The 14,313-nt window shown below is 45.9% G+C and carries 14 protein-coding genes and 1 pseudogene; 10 read left to right on the forward strand and 5 right to left on the reverse strand.

All coding sequences use genetic code 11. From position 1 onward, the window contains the following. Positions 1 to 5: 5 nt before the first annotated feature. The 3 genes and pseudogenes from ACMX2I_RS00920 to ACMX2I_RS00930 form a co-directional block, all read left to right on the forward strand. Positions 6 to 800, forward strand: coding sequence for an MBL fold metallo-hydrolase (locus ACMX2I_RS00920; RefSeq protein ID WP_087993681.1), 795 nt, complete (start codon positions 6 to 8; stop codon positions 798 to 800). 81 nt (positions 801 to 881) lie between these two features. Next, on the forward strand, positions 882 to 2,084 hold the full coding sequence (gene htrC / locus ACMX2I_RS00925) for a serine protease HtrC (protein WP_414955880.1): 1,203 nt from the start codon (positions 882 to 884) through the stop codon (positions 2,082 to 2,084). A gap of 18 nt (positions 2,085 to 2,102) precedes the next feature. After that, a pseudogene (locus tag ACMX2I_RS00930) lies at positions 2,103 to 2,219 on the forward strand (hypothetical protein); the annotation flags it as partial. 11 nt (positions 2,220 to 2,230) lie between these two features. Here ACMX2I_RS00930 and ACMX2I_RS00935 read toward each other — a convergent pair. Together ACMX2I_RS00935 and ACMX2I_RS00940 are read right to left on the reverse strand one after the other, a co-directional pair. Beyond that, the gene (locus ACMX2I_RS00935; RefSeq protein WP_414955881.1) at positions 2,231 to 2,731 is read right to left on the reverse strand and encodes a PepSY domain-containing protein; all 501 of its coding nucleotides are present in this window, start codon (positions 2,729 to 2,731) and stop codon (positions 2,231 to 2,233) included. A 173-nt stretch (positions 2,732 to 2,904) separates the two neighbouring features. Beyond that, positions 2,905 to 3,804 (reverse strand): PepSY domain-containing protein, encoded by a 900-nt coding sequence (locus tag ACMX2I_RS00940; RefSeq protein ID WP_414955882.1) that lies wholly within the window; start codon positions 3,802 to 3,804, stop codon positions 2,905 to 2,907. Between the two features lie 211 nt (positions 3,805 to 4,015). On the opposite strand from ACMX2I_RS00940, the gene ACMX2I_RS00945 reads away from it, so the two are divergent. Both ACMX2I_RS00945 and ACMX2I_RS00950 read left to right on the forward strand, forming a co-directional pair. Then, positions 4,016 to 4,699, forward strand: a complete 684-nt coding sequence (locus ACMX2I_RS00945) for a response regulator transcription factor (protein ID WP_414955883.1) — start codon at positions 4,016 to 4,018, stop codon at positions 4,697 to 4,699. After that, a complete protein-coding gene (locus ACMX2I_RS00950) occupies positions 4,696 to 6,147 on the forward strand; it encodes a sensor histidine kinase (RefSeq protein WP_414955884.1) in 1,452 nt (483 codons plus the stop codon). The genes ACMX2I_RS00945 and ACMX2I_RS00950 overlap by 4 nt, the downstream gene beginning before the upstream one ends. Positions 6,148 to 6,152: 5 nt before the next feature. Here ACMX2I_RS00950 and rocR read toward each other — a convergent pair whose 3' ends face one another. Next, the gene (rocR, locus tag ACMX2I_RS00955; RefSeq protein WP_289348908.1) at positions 6,153 to 7,538 is read right to left on the reverse strand and encodes an arginine utilization regulatory protein RocR; all 1,386 of its coding nucleotides are present in this window, start codon (positions 7,536 to 7,538) and stop codon (positions 6,153 to 6,155) included. Between the two features lie 240 nt (positions 7,539 to 7,778). On the opposite strand from rocR, the gene rocD reads away from it, so the two are divergent. The 3 genes from rocD to rocF all read left to right on the forward strand — a co-directional run bounded on the left by rocD (position 7,779) and on the right by rocF (position 11,575). Next, positions 7,779 to 8,984 carry an ornithine aminotransferase gene (gene rocD / locus ACMX2I_RS00960; protein ID WP_289348907.1) on the forward strand — a complete coding sequence of 402 codons (1,206 nt, stop codon included), beginning with the start codon at positions 7,779 to 7,781 and terminating at the stop codon, positions 8,982 to 8,984. Positions 8,985 to 9,207: 223 nt separating this feature from the next. Then, positions 9,208 to 10,611 carry an amino acid permease gene (locus tag ACMX2I_RS00965; protein ID WP_148963194.1) on the forward strand — a complete coding sequence of 468 codons (1,404 nt, stop codon included), beginning with the start codon at positions 9,208 to 9,210 and terminating at the stop codon, positions 10,609 to 10,611. A 73-nt stretch (positions 10,612 to 10,684) separates the two neighbouring features. Beyond that, entirely contained in the window at positions 10,685 to 11,575 is an 891-nt protein-coding gene (gene rocF, locus ACMX2I_RS00970; RefSeq protein WP_087993685.1) for an arginase, read from the forward strand. A gap of 35 nt (positions 11,576 to 11,610) precedes the next feature. Here rocF and ACMX2I_RS00975 read toward each other — a convergent pair whose 3' ends face one another. Both ACMX2I_RS00975 and rapG read right to left on the reverse strand, forming a co-directional pair. Continuing rightward, a complete protein-coding gene (locus tag ACMX2I_RS00975; protein ID WP_394715549.1) occupies positions 11,611 to 11,727 on the reverse strand; it encodes a Phr family secreted Rap phosphatase inhibitor in 117 nt (38 codons plus the stop codon). After that, positions 11,728 to 12,825, reverse strand: a complete 1,098-nt coding sequence (rapG, locus tag ACMX2I_RS00980) for a response regulator aspartate phosphatase RapG (RefSeq protein WP_414955885.1) — start codon at positions 12,823 to 12,825, stop codon at positions 11,728 to 11,730. It abuts the gene before it with no gap. 110 nt (positions 12,826 to 12,935) lie between these two features. On the opposite strand from rapG, the gene ACMX2I_RS00985 reads away from it, so the two are divergent. Continuing rightward, positions 12,936 to 13,406, forward strand: coding sequence for a GNAT family N-acetyltransferase (locus tag ACMX2I_RS00985; RefSeq protein WP_414955886.1), 471 nt, complete (start codon positions 12,936 to 12,938; stop codon positions 13,404 to 13,406). A 157-nt stretch (positions 13,407 to 13,563) separates the two neighbouring features. Next, positions 13,564 to 14,304: a hypothetical protein gene (locus tag ACMX2I_RS00990; protein ID WP_414955887.1), complete on the forward strand. Its 741-nt coding sequence runs from the start codon at positions 13,564 to 13,566 to the stop codon at positions 14,302 to 14,304. Positions 14,305 to 14,313 lie beyond the last annotated feature (9 nt).

A 14,313-nucleotide genomic window follows, 5' to 3' on the forward strand; every position in this document is an offset into this window, starting at 1 on the left:
GACACATGAGCTTGCAATTTAGCGTACTTGCGAGCGGGAGTACGGGAAATGCGTTTTACCTTGAAACTGAGGATCACGCATTTTTGGTAGACGCCGGTTTGAGCGGGAAAGCCATGGATGGATTGATGGCGCAAATCGGGCGTAAGCTGGATGATGTAGACGGCATTTTTGTGACGCATGAACATAGTGACCATATTAAGGGCCTTGGCGTGGTCGCCAGAAAGTACAAGCTTCCGATCTATGCGAATGAGAAGACATGGAAAGCGATGGAGAACCAAATTGGCAAAATTGATACCGATCAAAAATTTGTGTTTCCGATGGAGACGGTGAAGTCGTTCGGCGGACTTGATGTGGAATCGTTTGGCGTCTCACACGACGCGGCGGAGCCCATGTTTTATGTGTTCCATTATAACGGCCGAAAGCTTGCTTTAATGACAGATACGGGGTACGTCAGCGACCGGATGAAAGGGATCATCCGCTCAGCGAATATGTTTGTGTTTGAAAGCAATCACGATGTCGGCATGCTGCAAATGGGGAGATATCCATGGAGCATTAAGCGGCGGATTTTAAGTGACGTCGGGCACGTTTCAAATGAAGATGCTGCCTTAGCGATGACCGATGTCATTGGCGACGAGACGTCTCGTATTTATTTGGCGCATTTGAGCCAGGACAACAACATGAAGGATTTGGCGAGAATGTCTGTACAGCAGACATTGGCTTCTAAAGGGTTTGTGACGGGGGAAACATTTGATTTGTTTGACACCGATCCGAAGAAGGCAACACCGCTTTGCGCTGTATAATTTTTCTATGTAATTCATGACTATTATAGGAGTTTCTAACCCACAATATAACCATATTAACGTTCTTGGAAAGGATGGAATATGGTGGATTACGATCGTGAGGAAGAACATACTGCTCCTGAACAGCCAAAGAGAAGCAAAAAAGGATATTTCCTTTCTAGTCTGATTGGGGTGATTGTCGGTGCCGTATTAATGGCATTTATCATGCCGTACTTTTCAAATGAAGGGATAGATACGGGCGTCTTAGAAGAGCAGCAGAACAACAATAATCGGGAATCAATCAGGACGGTGAATGTCAGTGTCAACAACGCAGTCACCAAGATTGTCAGCAATGTGTCGCCCGCCGTTGTCGGTGTTGTGAACATTCAAAAATCAGATATTTGGGGAGAGAGCGGTGAGGCTGGGAGCGGCTCTGGCGTCATCTATAAGAAAAATGACAACTCCGCTTATGTCGTGACCAACCATCATGTCATCGAGGGCGCTTCCCAAATTGAAATCAGCCTGAAAGACGGCTCGCGTGTATCGGCTGAACTGATCGGCAGCGACCAGCTGATGGATCTTGCTGTTTTACGAGTGAAAAGCGATAAAATTAAAGCAGTCGCTGATTTCGGTAATTCAGATAAAGTGAAATCAGGGGAGCCGGTTATTGCGATCGGGAACCCGTTAGGCCTTGAATTTGCAGGCTCTGTCACACAGGGCGTCATCTCGGGAACGGAGAGAGCCATCCCAGTGGATTCGAACGGTGATGGGCAGCCTGACTGGAACGCAGAAGTCCTGCAAACAGATGCGGCCATTAACCCTGGGAACAGCGGCGGCGCTTTGTTAAATATGGACGGAAAAGTCATTGGCATCAATTCAATGAAAATTGCGGAGTCGGCGGTTGAAGGAATTGGCCTGTCAATTCCGTCTAAGCTTGTGATCCCGGTGATAGAGGATTTGGAGAAATACGGCGAGGTTAAACGTCCGTTCCTTGGCATTGAGATGAAATCGCTAAGCGACATCGCCAGCTATCATTGGGACGAAACTTTGAAGCTTCCTAAGGATGTCACCAATGGAGCGGTTGTGATGGGGGTAGATGCCTTCTCACCTGCCGGAAAAGCAGGGCTTAAGGAACTGGATGTCATCACAGAATTTGACGGTCACAAAGTAAATGACATTGTTGATCTGCGGAAACGGCTTTATCAGAAAAAAGTCGGTGACCGGGTGAAAGTGAAGTTTTACCGCGCCGGAAAAGAAAAATCCGTTGACATTCAGCTCTCCTCCGCAGACCAATTAGGAAGTTAACAGAAACAGTCTGGCACCGTGCCAGACTGTTTTTTTATGCAAAAAAAACTGAACGAGGGTCACGCCCGTTCAGTTGAAAAAGGATCTATCGAATATGAAGAAACATACAAGATGGGTGTTACACGTGAAACAGCAGGCAAGGCCTGTCAGCTGCAAATACTACCGTTTTCAGCATTGACTTTAATGGTTTGTTCCGTGTGGTTGCTGGCTGTGATTTTAATGATGTACACATAGATGCCATTTTCTTTCTTCAATGCAGAAGATTTGACTGTACCTTTGCATTTGTTCAGCGCAATGCTTTGTGCTTTTGCTTTTGTGGCTGCGGCTTGTTTGTTTTCAATGTGATGCTTGACGACTTTTCCGCTGCTGCAGTTGACGTTGAAGGTGTGAACTTTGCCGTCCTCACCGAGCACTTTAATGACATAGACGTAAACGCCGTCTGCTTTCTTCATTTGTGCTGATTGAACCGTGCCTTTGCAGTTGTGCAATGCAATTGTTTTCGCTTTAGAAAGAGTAAATGAAGCCTGCTGCTGTGTTTGGACTTTAGCGGTGTCCTCTTTATGAAGAACAGCCGCGTGCGCGGAAGATAAAGAACCGATTGAGATGACTGCGCCTAAAGCAGCTGCAGATAATATTTTCGCATTCATTTTGTACGTCCTCCTTAGATGATGATGTAAAAAGAACTGAACGCGGGTCACACACGTTCAGTTTAAAAGAGTATTTAGAAAAAGGTAGACATGAACTTAGAACTTCATATTTAAAACAAGACTGGTGTTACACGTTGAATTGCAGTTGTTTCACTGCTGGCAAGTATCAATTTTTATTTGCAAATGCTTCCGTTTTCAGCGTTCACTTTCACTGTTTGCTCAGTGTGGTTATGGGCAGTGATTTTAATCACGTAAACGTATTTACCGTTTTCTTTCTTCAAAGCAGAAGATTTGACTGTACCTTTGCATTTGTTTAGCGCGATGTGATGTGCTTTTGTTTTCGTAATGGCTGCGTTTTTCTTTTGAACTTTTTGTTTTACGATTTTACCGCTGTCACAGTTGACATGGATTGTATGAGTGTTTCCATCTTCGCCCAGCACTTTTACAACGTAGATGTAAACGCTGTTTTCTTTCTTCAGTTCAGAAGATTGAACTGCGCCTTTGTATTTGTTCAGTGCGATGTGATGCGCTTTTGTTTTTGAAATATGGGCTTGTTTCTTTTGCTCGTGTTTTGCGACTTTGCCGTTTTCTCCATTGACATGGAACGTGTGAAGGCTGCCGTCTTCACCCATTACTTTCACGACATAAACGTATTTACCGTTTTCTTTCTTCAGCTCAGACGATTGAACCGAACCTTTGCAGTTTTTCAAAGCAATAGAATGCGCTTTTGATTTGCTGATGTAGCTTTGTTTCTTTTGAACGTCATGTTTGACCACTTTACCGCTGTCGCAGTTGACGTTCATCGTATGCTGTTTGCCGTCCTCACCGAGAACTTTGACAACATATACGTAAGTGCTGTTTACTTTCTTCATTTGGGCAGATTGAACAGTACCTTTGCATTTGTTCAAAGCAACTTGTTTTGCTTTTGCTATTGTGATGGAAGCCTGCTGCTTCGTCTCGACTTTCGCTGATGTATCATCCTTTTGAATGACAGCGGCATGGGCGGAAGTTAAAGAACTGATTGAGAGAATCGTTCCCAGCGCGGCTCCTGATAAAATTTTAGTGATATTCATATGATGTTCCTCCTTAATTTTATTGTTGGCTGAACCAACTAAGGCTATTGTATAGGCCGAAGCTGAAAATCAAATGAGGGCTGGCTGAAAACTTGCTGAATTCAGCTGATTTTTAGGGAAGATTCAGTTGGTTTTCAGATAAAAACGAATAATAGGAGGGGGAGGGAAAAAACTAATCAGAGGTTTATGCCAACTAAGGAGAGAGCACAGCATGAATAGGATGAAAGGCATCAAGATTTTGCTCGTGGACGATGAACCGGCGATATTAGATTTTTTGACAATGGGACTTGAAAATGAAGACTTTGAAGTCAAGACCGCGCCTGACGGAATGACAGCAATGAACATCGCAAAAACATTTCAGCCGCATGTGGCCATCCTGGATGTGATGATGCCCGGAATGGATGGACTGGAAGTATCGAAAATGATGAAAAAAACCGGCCATACCGCCGTTATTATGCTCACGGCAAAGGATGAGGTGGGGGTCAGGGTAAAAGCGCTGACAGAAGGCGCTGATGACTATATGATCAAACCGTTCAGCTTTGAAGAGCTGCTGGCGCGTATTTATGCAAGAATTCGGGATCACTTCCCAAACCTGTTCGAAGAAGTGGCGCTCGGTCCGTTTCGGATTGATGACCGGCGCAGAGAAATCCGTTATCAGGAAGAGGTGCTGAAGCTTTCGGTGACAGAATACGAGCTGCTGAAATTGTTGGTGTTGAATCACGGCCTTGTGCTCAGTAAAGCGAGGATTCTGGATAAAGTATGGGGCTATGACTTTTACGGGGAAGAAAATATTGTCGAAGTGTACATCCGTTCCTTGCGGGAAAAATTGAATGACAAAAAGCATGAAGTCATCCGAACGGTACGCGGCGCGGGCTATCGGGTGGATATTGAATGAAAAAACGATTCAAAACGCTGCGCTTTCAGCTTTTATTCCGCTCGTTATGCATTCTTGTTCTTCTATTGGTTTTTGTCGGCGCCATGCAATATGTGTTTGGAAAACGCCTCTTATATGAAAACCGCGCTGTCAGCATTCAAAGTTATATCAACTCGACGGAGCCGACCATATGGAAAAACATTGAAAGATACAAAAGCAATCCCGACGGCTCGCACAAGTCAGATGGTGCTGTCCGTCCCGCCTTTATTTATCCGGGTGTGACAATTGTTTTTATTGATAAAAAAACAAAAGCCAGCACGGTATTGTCGACGGACCCATATGCGGGAGCACCGCCAACATTCAAAAAAAGTGTATATGACGAGGCATTGAAAGATACGATGGCCTTGCATTACAGAATGACGAAAAATGAATCAGGCGAGGAAGTGCTGGTTGTGTTTCAGGCTATTAATATTGATGGAAAAGAAGCAGGCGTGATCCAAATGAGTGCTTTAACAGCACCGCTGAAGGATGTGCTGCTCCGGCAAATCAGCATTTACTCCACGCTCTCGCTTGTCGCGCTCCTGCTCGGGCTTTTTACATTCCTGCCCGTGGTCAGACATACGCTTAAACCGTTATCACAAATGGTACATATGATGGGGAAAATCAATGCGGGAAATTTGAATAAAAGACTTCCTGTTTATCGAAAACAAATGGAAATCGATACGCTTGCCATTTCGTTTAATCGCATGCTGGAGCGGATTGAAACATCATTCAAAGCAGAAAAAGAAGCGAAGGAGCGCATTCGGAGATTTATATCAGACGCTTCGCATGAACTGAGAACGCCTTTAACGTCCATACACGGCTTTATCGAAGTGCTGCTGCGGGGCGCAGCGCTTCAGCCGGAGCAGAGAGAAAGAGCGCTGAATAGTATGTATGAAGAATCGAAGAGAGCCACTCGGCTGATAGAAGATCTGCTGTTTCTGGCAAAAATCGATCGGGTGCCGGGCTTTGAAATGAAGAGAGGCGATCTCGATTCGCTCATAAGGGAAATGGAGCCGCAGCTCAGTCTGCTTGTGAAAAAAAGAAAACTGCAGCTGCTGCTTGAAGATCATGCTGAAGCGGTGTTTGACGGGGATAAAATGAAACAAGTCATTTTAAATTTGGTTTACAACGCGGTGCAGTATACAGATCAGAAAACCGGTGCCATCACCATCTCACTGCAAAAAAACGATGACGGCGTCATGCTGATGATAGCGGACAACGGCACAGGCATCGCACAGGAGCACCTGCCGCATTTATTTGACCGGTTTTACAGGGCAGACCCATCCCGCTCCCGAAAATATGGAGGTTCGGGACTGGGGCTTGCCATTACAAAGTCGATTATCGACAGCCATAATGGGACGATTGACGTGAAAAGTGAAATCGGCAGAGGCACTGTTTTTCTCATCTGGCTTCCTGCGCCGGAATAGGGCCGTTACTCGGCAGGCGGGTGGGAAAATTTCTTCAGCCGGTATTGAAGGCTTTGTCTGCTGATGCCAAGCTCCTGAGCAGCTTGTGAGATGTTATGGCCGTGCTTTCTTAACACATTCTCAATCACATATTTTTCGAAGCTTTCCATTTTTTCTTTTAAGTCCGCGGCCGGCTGGTATCTTGGTGCTTCAGGCTCTGGGGTATCAGCCGGTTTGATTTTCATGCGGTATTGATAGGGCAGATGGGAAGCCGTAATCGTTTGCTCATCCGTCATGAAATTCATTGCGCCTTCGATCATATGCTCAAGCTCACGAATATTTCCCGGCCAGTCATAAGATAGAAAAAATTGCTTCACGTCTTCGCTGATGTGTTCGACATTCATTTGAAACAGGTGGTTGTTTTTTTGGATGAATTCTGACGCGAGAAGCAAAATGTCTTCTTTCCGTTCCCGAAGCGGCGGGATGATCAGTGTCACGACGCTCAGCCTGTAATACAAGTCCTTCCGCATTCGTTCGCCCGCAATCGCGTCAATCGGGTCTTCGTTCATTGTGGCAATTATACGCACGTCAATCGGCGTATCCTTTGTCGAACCGATGCGCCTGATTTTCCGTTCCTGAAGAGCGCGCAGCAGCTTCGCCTGAAGACTCAGATTCAGCGAGTTGATTTCATCTAACAGTAGCGTGCCGCCGTGTGCTTGTTCAAACAGTCCGGGCTGGTCGACAGCGCCTGTAAACGCGCCTTTTTTCGTTCCAAACAAAATGCTTTCTACAAGGCTGTCTGGCAGCGCCGCGCAGTTTTGCGAAATAAACGGGCCGCCTGAGCGGTCGCTGCCGTTATGAATGCTTTGCGCGAACAGCTCTTTTCCCGTGCCGGTTTCGCCTGCGAGAAGGACCGATGATGACGTTCTCGTTGCCCGCTTCGCGTTTTCGATGACGTCTTGAATGGCAGGGCTGGTGCCGAGAATGCTGTCAAATGTATAAGTTGTGCTGCCTTTTTTGTTCATATTCTCCCTGATCAGCCGTTCAAGCTTTGTCACATCCTTGGCAATTTCGACTGCGCCCCTGATTTTGCCGTCTTGGACGATGGGATATGTATGATTGATCGTCGTGATTTCCTGGCCTTTATTATTGAAGTAGCTCTGCTTCACATTTTTAATCGTTGTGCCTTCCTGAAGGGCCTGTACCAGGGTGCTATCCTGCTGTTTAGAAAACATAAACACATCCATCAGGTTTTTATTGAGGACGTCATGCTTCTCCATATCTTCAATCTGCATCATTTTGTTGTTATAAACGATCGTGTTTCCATGCTCGTCTACCACGTGCAGGCCAACATCGATTTCATCCAAAATGCTTTGAAAAACCAATGTGAGGAATTCGCTGTCTTTGACCATTGTATAAACCTCCCTCAATTATTTTCTTAATATTGCCTCTATTTTATAAAAGAATGGAGAGGATATGCAAAAGAATTTTGCACTTGCTGAAATTTTTGCTTCAAATATCAGAATGTTTTTGCACCTTATCCTCGAAAATTGTAGAAAACACACGAAATCTTGATTTGGCACAGAACTTGCATTTATATAAAGGGAAAGCAGGATAACATGTTGAAACAGAAAACAAGGGGGAATTCAAATATGCCAGCTTTATCTAAATCCAAAGAAATTATTGATCAGACGTCTCATTATGGAGCCAACAATTACCATCCGCTCCCGATTGTCATTTCTGAAGCGCTGGGTGCTTGGGTAAAGGACCCGGAAGGCAATGAATATATGGATATGCTGAGTGCTTATTCTGCGGTAAACCAAGGTCACAGACATCCGAAAATCATTCAGGCATTGAAGGATCAGGCTGATAAAATTACCCTCACGTCACGCGCGTTTCACAACGATCAGCTGGGACCGTTTTACGAAAAAACAGCTAAGCTGACGGGCAAAGAGATGATTTTACCGATGAATACAGGAGCTGAAGCGGTTGAATCTGCGGTGAAAGCGGCGAGACGCTGGGCTTATGAAGTAAAAGGCGTGGCAGACAATCAAGCTGAAATTATCGCATGTGTCGGGAACTTCCACGGCCGGACGATGCTGGCGGTATCTCTGTCTTCTGAAGAGGAATATAAAAGAGGATTTGGCCCGATGCTTCCGGGAATCAAGTTAATCCCTTACGGCGATGCGGAAGCGCTTCGTCAGGCCATTACGCCGAATACAGCGGCATTTTTATTCGAACCGATTCAAGGCGAAGCGGGGATTGTCATTCCGCCTGAAGGATTTTTGCAGGAAGCGGCGGCGATTTGTAAGGAAGAGAATGTCCTGTTTATTGCCGATGAGATTCAGACGGGTCTTGGACGTACAGGCAAGACGTTTGCGTGTGACTGGGACGGCATTGTTCCCGATATGTATATCTTGGGTAAAGCGCTTGGCGGCGGTGTGTTCCCGATCTCATGCATTGCGGCGGACCGCGAGATCTTAGGTGTGTTTAACCCGGGTTCACACGGCTCGACATTTGGCGGAAACCCGCTTGCATGTGCGGTGTCTATCGCTTCGTTGGAAGTGATGGAGGATGAAAAGCTGGCGGAACGTTCTCTTGAGCTTGGCGAATACTTTAAAAGAGAACTTGAGAGCATTGATAACCCTGTCATTAAAGAAGTCCGCGGCAGAGGGCTGTTTATCGGTGTGGAATTGACGGAAGCCGCACGTCCGTATTGTGAGCGCTTGAAGAAAGAAGGGCTTTTATGCAAGGAAACGCATGATACAGTTATTCGTTTTGCACCGCCATTAATCATTTCGAAAAAAGATTTGGATTGGGCAATAGAGAAAATTAAGCACGTGCTGCAAAACGCATAAATCCGCACCATGGAGGGATATTCACTTCGTTTGTATAAATTTACAATAGAAAATTAAGCACTCCCTATTTGCTCAGCTACAGTATTTTAGTATAATGTATCTTTATGAGAAGAAGTGAATTTTATATTAAATAGATAAAGGCTCTTTGGACAGCAAACTGGGATATGCACCGTGTAGTCGTTCCAGCTTAGATCCAATACAAGTTGCTGAAGGGGTGCAGAATGTGAATACAAACCAAGATAACGGAAATCAGCTCCAGCGGACAATGAAATCACGCCACTTGTTCATGATTTCATTGGGCGGAGTGATCGGAACCGGTTTCTTCCTTGGAACCGGGTTTACCATTAACCAAGCGGGGCCGCTCGGCGCGGTTCTGTCCTATTTAGTAGGCGGCTTTATCATGTTTTTGACGATGCTCTGCTTAGGGGAGCTGGCAGTCGCCTTTCCTGTGTCGGGGTCCTTCCAGACCTATGCGACAAAATTTATCAGCCCGGCCTTTGGATTTGCGTTCGGCTGGCTGTACTGGCTCGGCTGGGCGGTTACATGCGCCATTGAATTCTTATCAGCGGGGCAGCTGATGCTCCGCTGGTTTCCGCACGTAGACGTGTGGATCTGGTGTCTGGTATTTGCGGCACTGATGTTTATATTAAATGCAATTACAGCCAAAGCCTTTGCAGAATCGGAATTCTGGTTCTCAGGCATTAAAATTTTGATTATCCTTTTATTTATTATTCTCGGCGGAGCTGCCATGTTTGGCCTGATTGATTTGAAAGGCGGAGAGCAGGCACCGTTTTTGACACATTTTTATGAAGACGGGTTATTCCCGAACGGGATAAAGGCAATATTGATAACGATGATTGCCGTAAACTTCGCATTCCAGGGGACTGAGCTGATCGGGGTTGCAGCCGGAGAAAGTGAAGATCCTGAAAAAACGATTCCGCGGTCTATCAAACAGACAGTATGGAGAACGCTTGTCTTCTTTGTTCTATCCATCATTGTCATTGCCGGCATGATTCCGTGGAAACAGGCTGGAGTTGTGGAAAGTCCGTTTGTTGCGGTATTTGAACAAATCGGAATCCCGTATGCCGCTGATATCATGAACTTTGTTATTTTAATCGCGCTATTATCTGTTGCGAATTCAGGTTTATACGCATCAACACGTATCCTGTACGCGATGGCGAATGAAGGACAGGCCTTCCAAGCGCTGGGCAAAACAAACAAACGAGGTGTGCCGCTGAACGCGTTAATCGTAACGATGGCTGTGGCCTGCCTATCGCTCCTATCAAAAGTGGCGGCGGCTGAAACCGTGTATATGGTGCTTCTATCTTTGGCGGGCATGAGCGCCCAGGTCGGCTGGATCACGATTACGCTTTCTCAAATTATGTTTAGACGCAAATTTATCCGTGAAGGCGGCAAGAAGGAAGATTTGAAATTCAAAACACCGCTGTATCCGGTGCTTCCGCTGATCGGCCTGACGTTAAATACGGTCGTTCTCATCAGCCTTGCATTTGATCCGGAGCAGCGTATCGCGCTGTATTGCGGCATCCCGTTTATGATCATTTGCTACATCATTTATCATGTCGTCATTAAAAAACGCCAGCAGGCAAATCGTCAGCTAGAGCTTTAAACACATTGTCCGCAAGTCATCTTTGTTATAACCCGCATAGGACATTATCTTATATGTTGAGGTGGAATCACAGATGGATAAAACGATTTCGGTTATTGGAATGCCAATGGATTTAGGGCAAGCACGACGCGGAGTGGACATGGGCCCGAGTGCCATCCGGTACGCCCATCTGATTGAGAGGCTGTCAGACATGGGTTATACGGTTGAAGATCTCGGTGACATTCCGATCAACCGCGAAAAGATCAAAAATGACGAAGAACTGAAGAACCTGAATTCCGTTTTGGCGGGAAATGAAAAACTCGCTCAAAAGGTCAACAAAGTCATTGAAGAGAAAAAATTCCCGCTTGTCCTGGGCGGAGACCACAGTATTGCGATCGGCACGCTGGCAGGTACAGCGAAGCATTACGATCATCTCGGCGTCATCTGGTATGACGCGCACGGCGACCTGAATACGCTTGAAACATCACCGTCAGGCAATATTCACGGTATGCCGCTTGCCGTCAGCCTCGGCATCGGCCACGAGTCACTGGTTAACCTTGAAGGCTACGCGCCTAAAATCAAACCGGAAAACGTCGTCATCATCGGCGCCCGGTCACTTGATGAAGGGGAGCGCAAGTATATTAGGGAAAGCGGCATGAAGGTGTACACGATGCATGAAATCGACCGTCTTGGCATGACAAAGGTGATCGAAGAAACCCTTGATTATTTATCAGCATGTGACGGCGTCCATCTCAGCCTCGATCTGGACGGACTTGATCCGAACGACGCACCGGGTGTCGGAACCCCTGTTATCGGCGGCATCAGCTACAGGGAGAGCCATTTGGCTATGGAAATGCTGTATGACGCGGGTATCATCACCTCAGCTGAATTCGTGGAGGTCAATCCGATTCTTGACCACGAAAACAAGACTGGACAAACAGCAGTGGAGCTCGTAGAATCTCTGCTCGGTAAGAAGCTGCTGTAATAAGAAAACCCCCGCATCCCGCGGGGGTTTTTCATTTACCCAATCATTTTCTCAGCGACTTTCATCTCCTGTGAATGGGTTTGGTGGTCCGTAATAAACCATCCTGATAAAATCACCGCTGCGACGCCTATGCCAATCAGACATTTTTTCATTTATATAACCTCCGTTCGTTTGATGAGTTCTTCAATTTGTAATGCTTCATAAAAAAAGTGGGCAGCTTCTTTGTAAAGCTCATGCTCTCTATACTTTTCGCCAGCCAAAATGGAAAGTTCTCTTACACTGTCAAACTCTTTCCCGGACACCAAATCATCCATATGTTGTTTGCATAAGTGAAACGTTTCCGCATGACCTCCTTCTGCATAAATGGCATATAAAATATCTATTTTTGCCTCACATATTCTATTCGGCTCGGCTGTCAATTTTTCCTTCACTTCTTGGTAATAAGATAGAGCCTGTTCTTTCTTTTGAATCTTAAACAGCTCACGTATCAGCAAATAGACAGAATGATAGTAATAGGCGGAGCGGGCGTATTCTTCGTGTTGTAAGGCCTCTTCTAATTTGGAGACCGCTTCTTCTGATTTGCCGCTTTGCGCATGAAGAAGTCCGAAGTTATGCAAAAGCTGGGCTTCAAAAAAATAATCCTCTAATTCTCTCGTCATCCGAATCGCTTCGTCCAAATATGTTTCAGCTTCTTCAAACTGGCTCATCTCGGTAAAATTGCCTGACATGGTGATCAGCGCCGAGGCCAGTTTCTTTTTATAATCGGTCTCTTCCCTGAACGTTTTGACTGCTTGCCGTGTATGATTGAGGGACACAATATTTTGTCCCAGCTTATAATAGAGCTTACCGACCTTCAGGTGAAATTCGGCTTTCTCAATCGGGTCGGGAACGTTGTCAAGATACTGCTCGGCCTCTTTATACAGCCCAATGGCAATATCGTAATTATTTTTATAGGCTTCGTACATGCCTTCAAACAGAAAAAAGTAATATTTCAGCATGTCTGACGTAGCATTCATATGAGAAGGCTCCTCATGCTGAAAACCCTGTCCTCTCGCCTCGTGAAGCAAAACCTTGTGGCGCAGTTCCAATAAGGAGAAGTAGGCAAGCACCTCCTGATCCTCTTCCATGTCATCCAATAAAGGCTTCACTTCTTCAAACAAACGGGCGGACTCTTCAACTTCATGTTTCTTGATCGCAAGGTACCAGTCATTGAGCATGTTAGCGATTTCTGCGGGTGCAATCTTATTCATTTGAAACTCCTTTCTCTCGTGACTTATCAATCTCAGTTGTTTATTCTGATAGTAACACCTCTTTCTATTTTATGTAAAATCCTATAGTCAATATATGAAGGAGCGATGATATGACAATGATGCTGACTCCCATGCAGACAGAAGAATTTCGGTCTTATCTTACGTACACGGCCAAACATTACGCGAAAGAAAAGGTAGAGGCGGGGACATGGCTGCCTGAAGACGCACAGCTATTGTCTAAGCAGACCTTTTCTAATTTGCTTCCGAAAGGGCTGGAAACCCCCCATCATCATTTATGGAGCCTCACGCTGAATGAAAAGGAAATCGTTGGCTGGCTCTGGATACATGCAGAACCGGAGCATGCGCAACAGGAAGCGTTTATTTACGATTTCGGGTTATATGAACCATACCGGGGCAAGGGTTATGCAAAGCAAGCATTGGCGGCATTAGATCAGACAGCACGTAGCATGGGAATCCGGAAGCTGTCCCTCCATGTATTTGCCCATAATCAAACAGCGCGGAAGCTATACGAGCGAACCGGATTTCAAGAAACAGACGTGGTGATGAGCAAGAAGCTTTAAACGTAAAGGGCCTGATAAAGGCCTTTTTTTGCTGACAGCCTTCTGTAAATGATTTCTAAAAATTCTGTAAATGACCTAGTTACTTTCCTTATTTTCCTAATATAATGTGGGTGAAGGAAGTCACCTTTCCTACATTCAAAAGAAAAGAGGAGATGTAATGAAGTTCAAGAAACGGATGGTATTGTTTATGGTAGCGCTTACAATGATGTGTGGCGGACTGTATGTTTCTCCCGCCAAAGCCGTAAACACCACAAACTATGCAGAAGAAATCGCCACACTGCAGCCAGGCACGACACCGGAAGAAATCATGAAGTCCGCCAGCCAGATTGCCAAACAGCAGCAGGTCAAGCAAGACGTCATTCTCAAACAGTTCTATGAGGAAATCACTGCGGATAAAGCAGAAGGCGACAGGCTCGCCAAGGAAAGCGGCATGTCCATCATGGGCGGCTCGTCCGGCACGAAAAAACTCCCGACAAGCGCGAAAGGGAATATCTATTACACCAACTCCTACACAGCCTTCTACAACCACGGCCACGTCGGCATGTACTCCGCGGCTGACAAAATTGTTGAATCTGTCCCGAGCGACGGGGTCAGGCAGATCGCTTACAATGCCAGAGACGTGGAAGACAACTCCATCGTGCAAACAGTCAGCGTAACCTCATCTCAAAAAACATCCGCTGCCGACTGGGCGGTCTCAAGAGTCGGCGACGCATACTCATTTAACTTCGTTAATAACAGAAATACCGGCCATGATGGCGCCAAAAACTGTTCAAAGCTCCTATGGTCCGCCTTTTTGCTGAAAGCAGGCATTGATATAGATGGCAACGGAGGCTTAGGCGTATATCCACGCGACATTACAAGCTCTTCCTATACGTCAACCATCATGACCATTTACTAAGGAGAAAGA

Origin of the sequence: Bacillus sp. SW14 (genome assembly GCF_047608225.1) — a bacterium.
Classification (GTDB): domain Bacteria; phylum Bacillota; class Bacilli; order Bacillales; family Bacillaceae; genus Bacillus; species Bacillus subtilis_G.

What these genes read in the sequence shown, in the direction of transcription:
- ACMX2I_RS00920 (WP_087993681.1), top strand. Translation starts at nt 6, where the DNA reads ATGAGCTTGCAATTTAGCGTACTTGCGAGCGGGAGTACGGGAAATGCG.
- htrC (WP_414955880.1), top strand. Translation starts at nt 882, where the DNA reads ATGGTGGATTACGATCGTGAGGAAGAACATACTGCTCCTGAACAGCCA.
- ACMX2I_RS00935 (WP_414955881.1), bottom strand. Translation starts at nt 2,731, where the DNA reads ATGAATGCGAAAATATTATCTGCAGCTGCTTTAGGCGCAGTCATCTCA.
- ACMX2I_RS00940 (WP_414955882.1), bottom strand. Translation starts at nt 3,804, where the DNA reads ATGAATATCACTAAAATTTTATCAGGAGCCGCGCTGGGAACGATTCTC.
- ACMX2I_RS00945 (WP_414955883.1), top strand. Translation starts at nt 4,016, where the DNA reads ATGAATAGGATGAAAGGCATCAAGATTTTGCTCGTGGACGATGAACCG.
- ACMX2I_RS00950 (WP_414955884.1), top strand. Translation starts at nt 4,696, where the DNA reads ATGAAAAAACGATTCAAAACGCTGCGCTTTCAGCTTTTATTCCGCTCG.
- rocR (WP_289348908.1), bottom strand. Translation starts at nt 7,538, where the DNA reads ATGGTCAAAGACAGCGAATTCCTCACATTGGTTTTTCAAAGCATTTTG.
- rocD (WP_289348907.1), top strand. Translation starts at nt 7,779, where the DNA reads ATGCCAGCTTTATCTAAATCCAAAGAAATTATTGATCAGACGTCTCAT.
- rocF (WP_087993685.1), top strand. Translation starts at nt 10,685, where the DNA reads ATGGATAAAACGATTTCGGTTATTGGAATGCCAATGGATTTAGGGCAA.
- ACMX2I_RS00975 (WP_394715549.1), bottom strand. Translation starts at nt 11,727, where the DNA reads ATGAAAAAATGTCTGATTGGCATAGGCGTCGCAGCGGTGATTTTATCA.
- rapG (WP_414955885.1), bottom strand. Translation starts at nt 12,825, where the DNA reads ATGAATAAGATTGCACCCGCAGAAATCGCTAACATGCTCAATGACTGG.
- ACMX2I_RS00985 (WP_414955886.1), top strand. Translation starts at nt 12,936, where the DNA reads ATGACAATGATGCTGACTCCCATGCAGACAGAAGAATTTCGGTCTTAT.
- ACMX2I_RS00990 (WP_414955887.1), top strand. Translation starts at nt 13,564, where the DNA reads ATGAAGTTCAAGAAACGGATGGTATTGTTTATGGTAGCGCTTACAATG.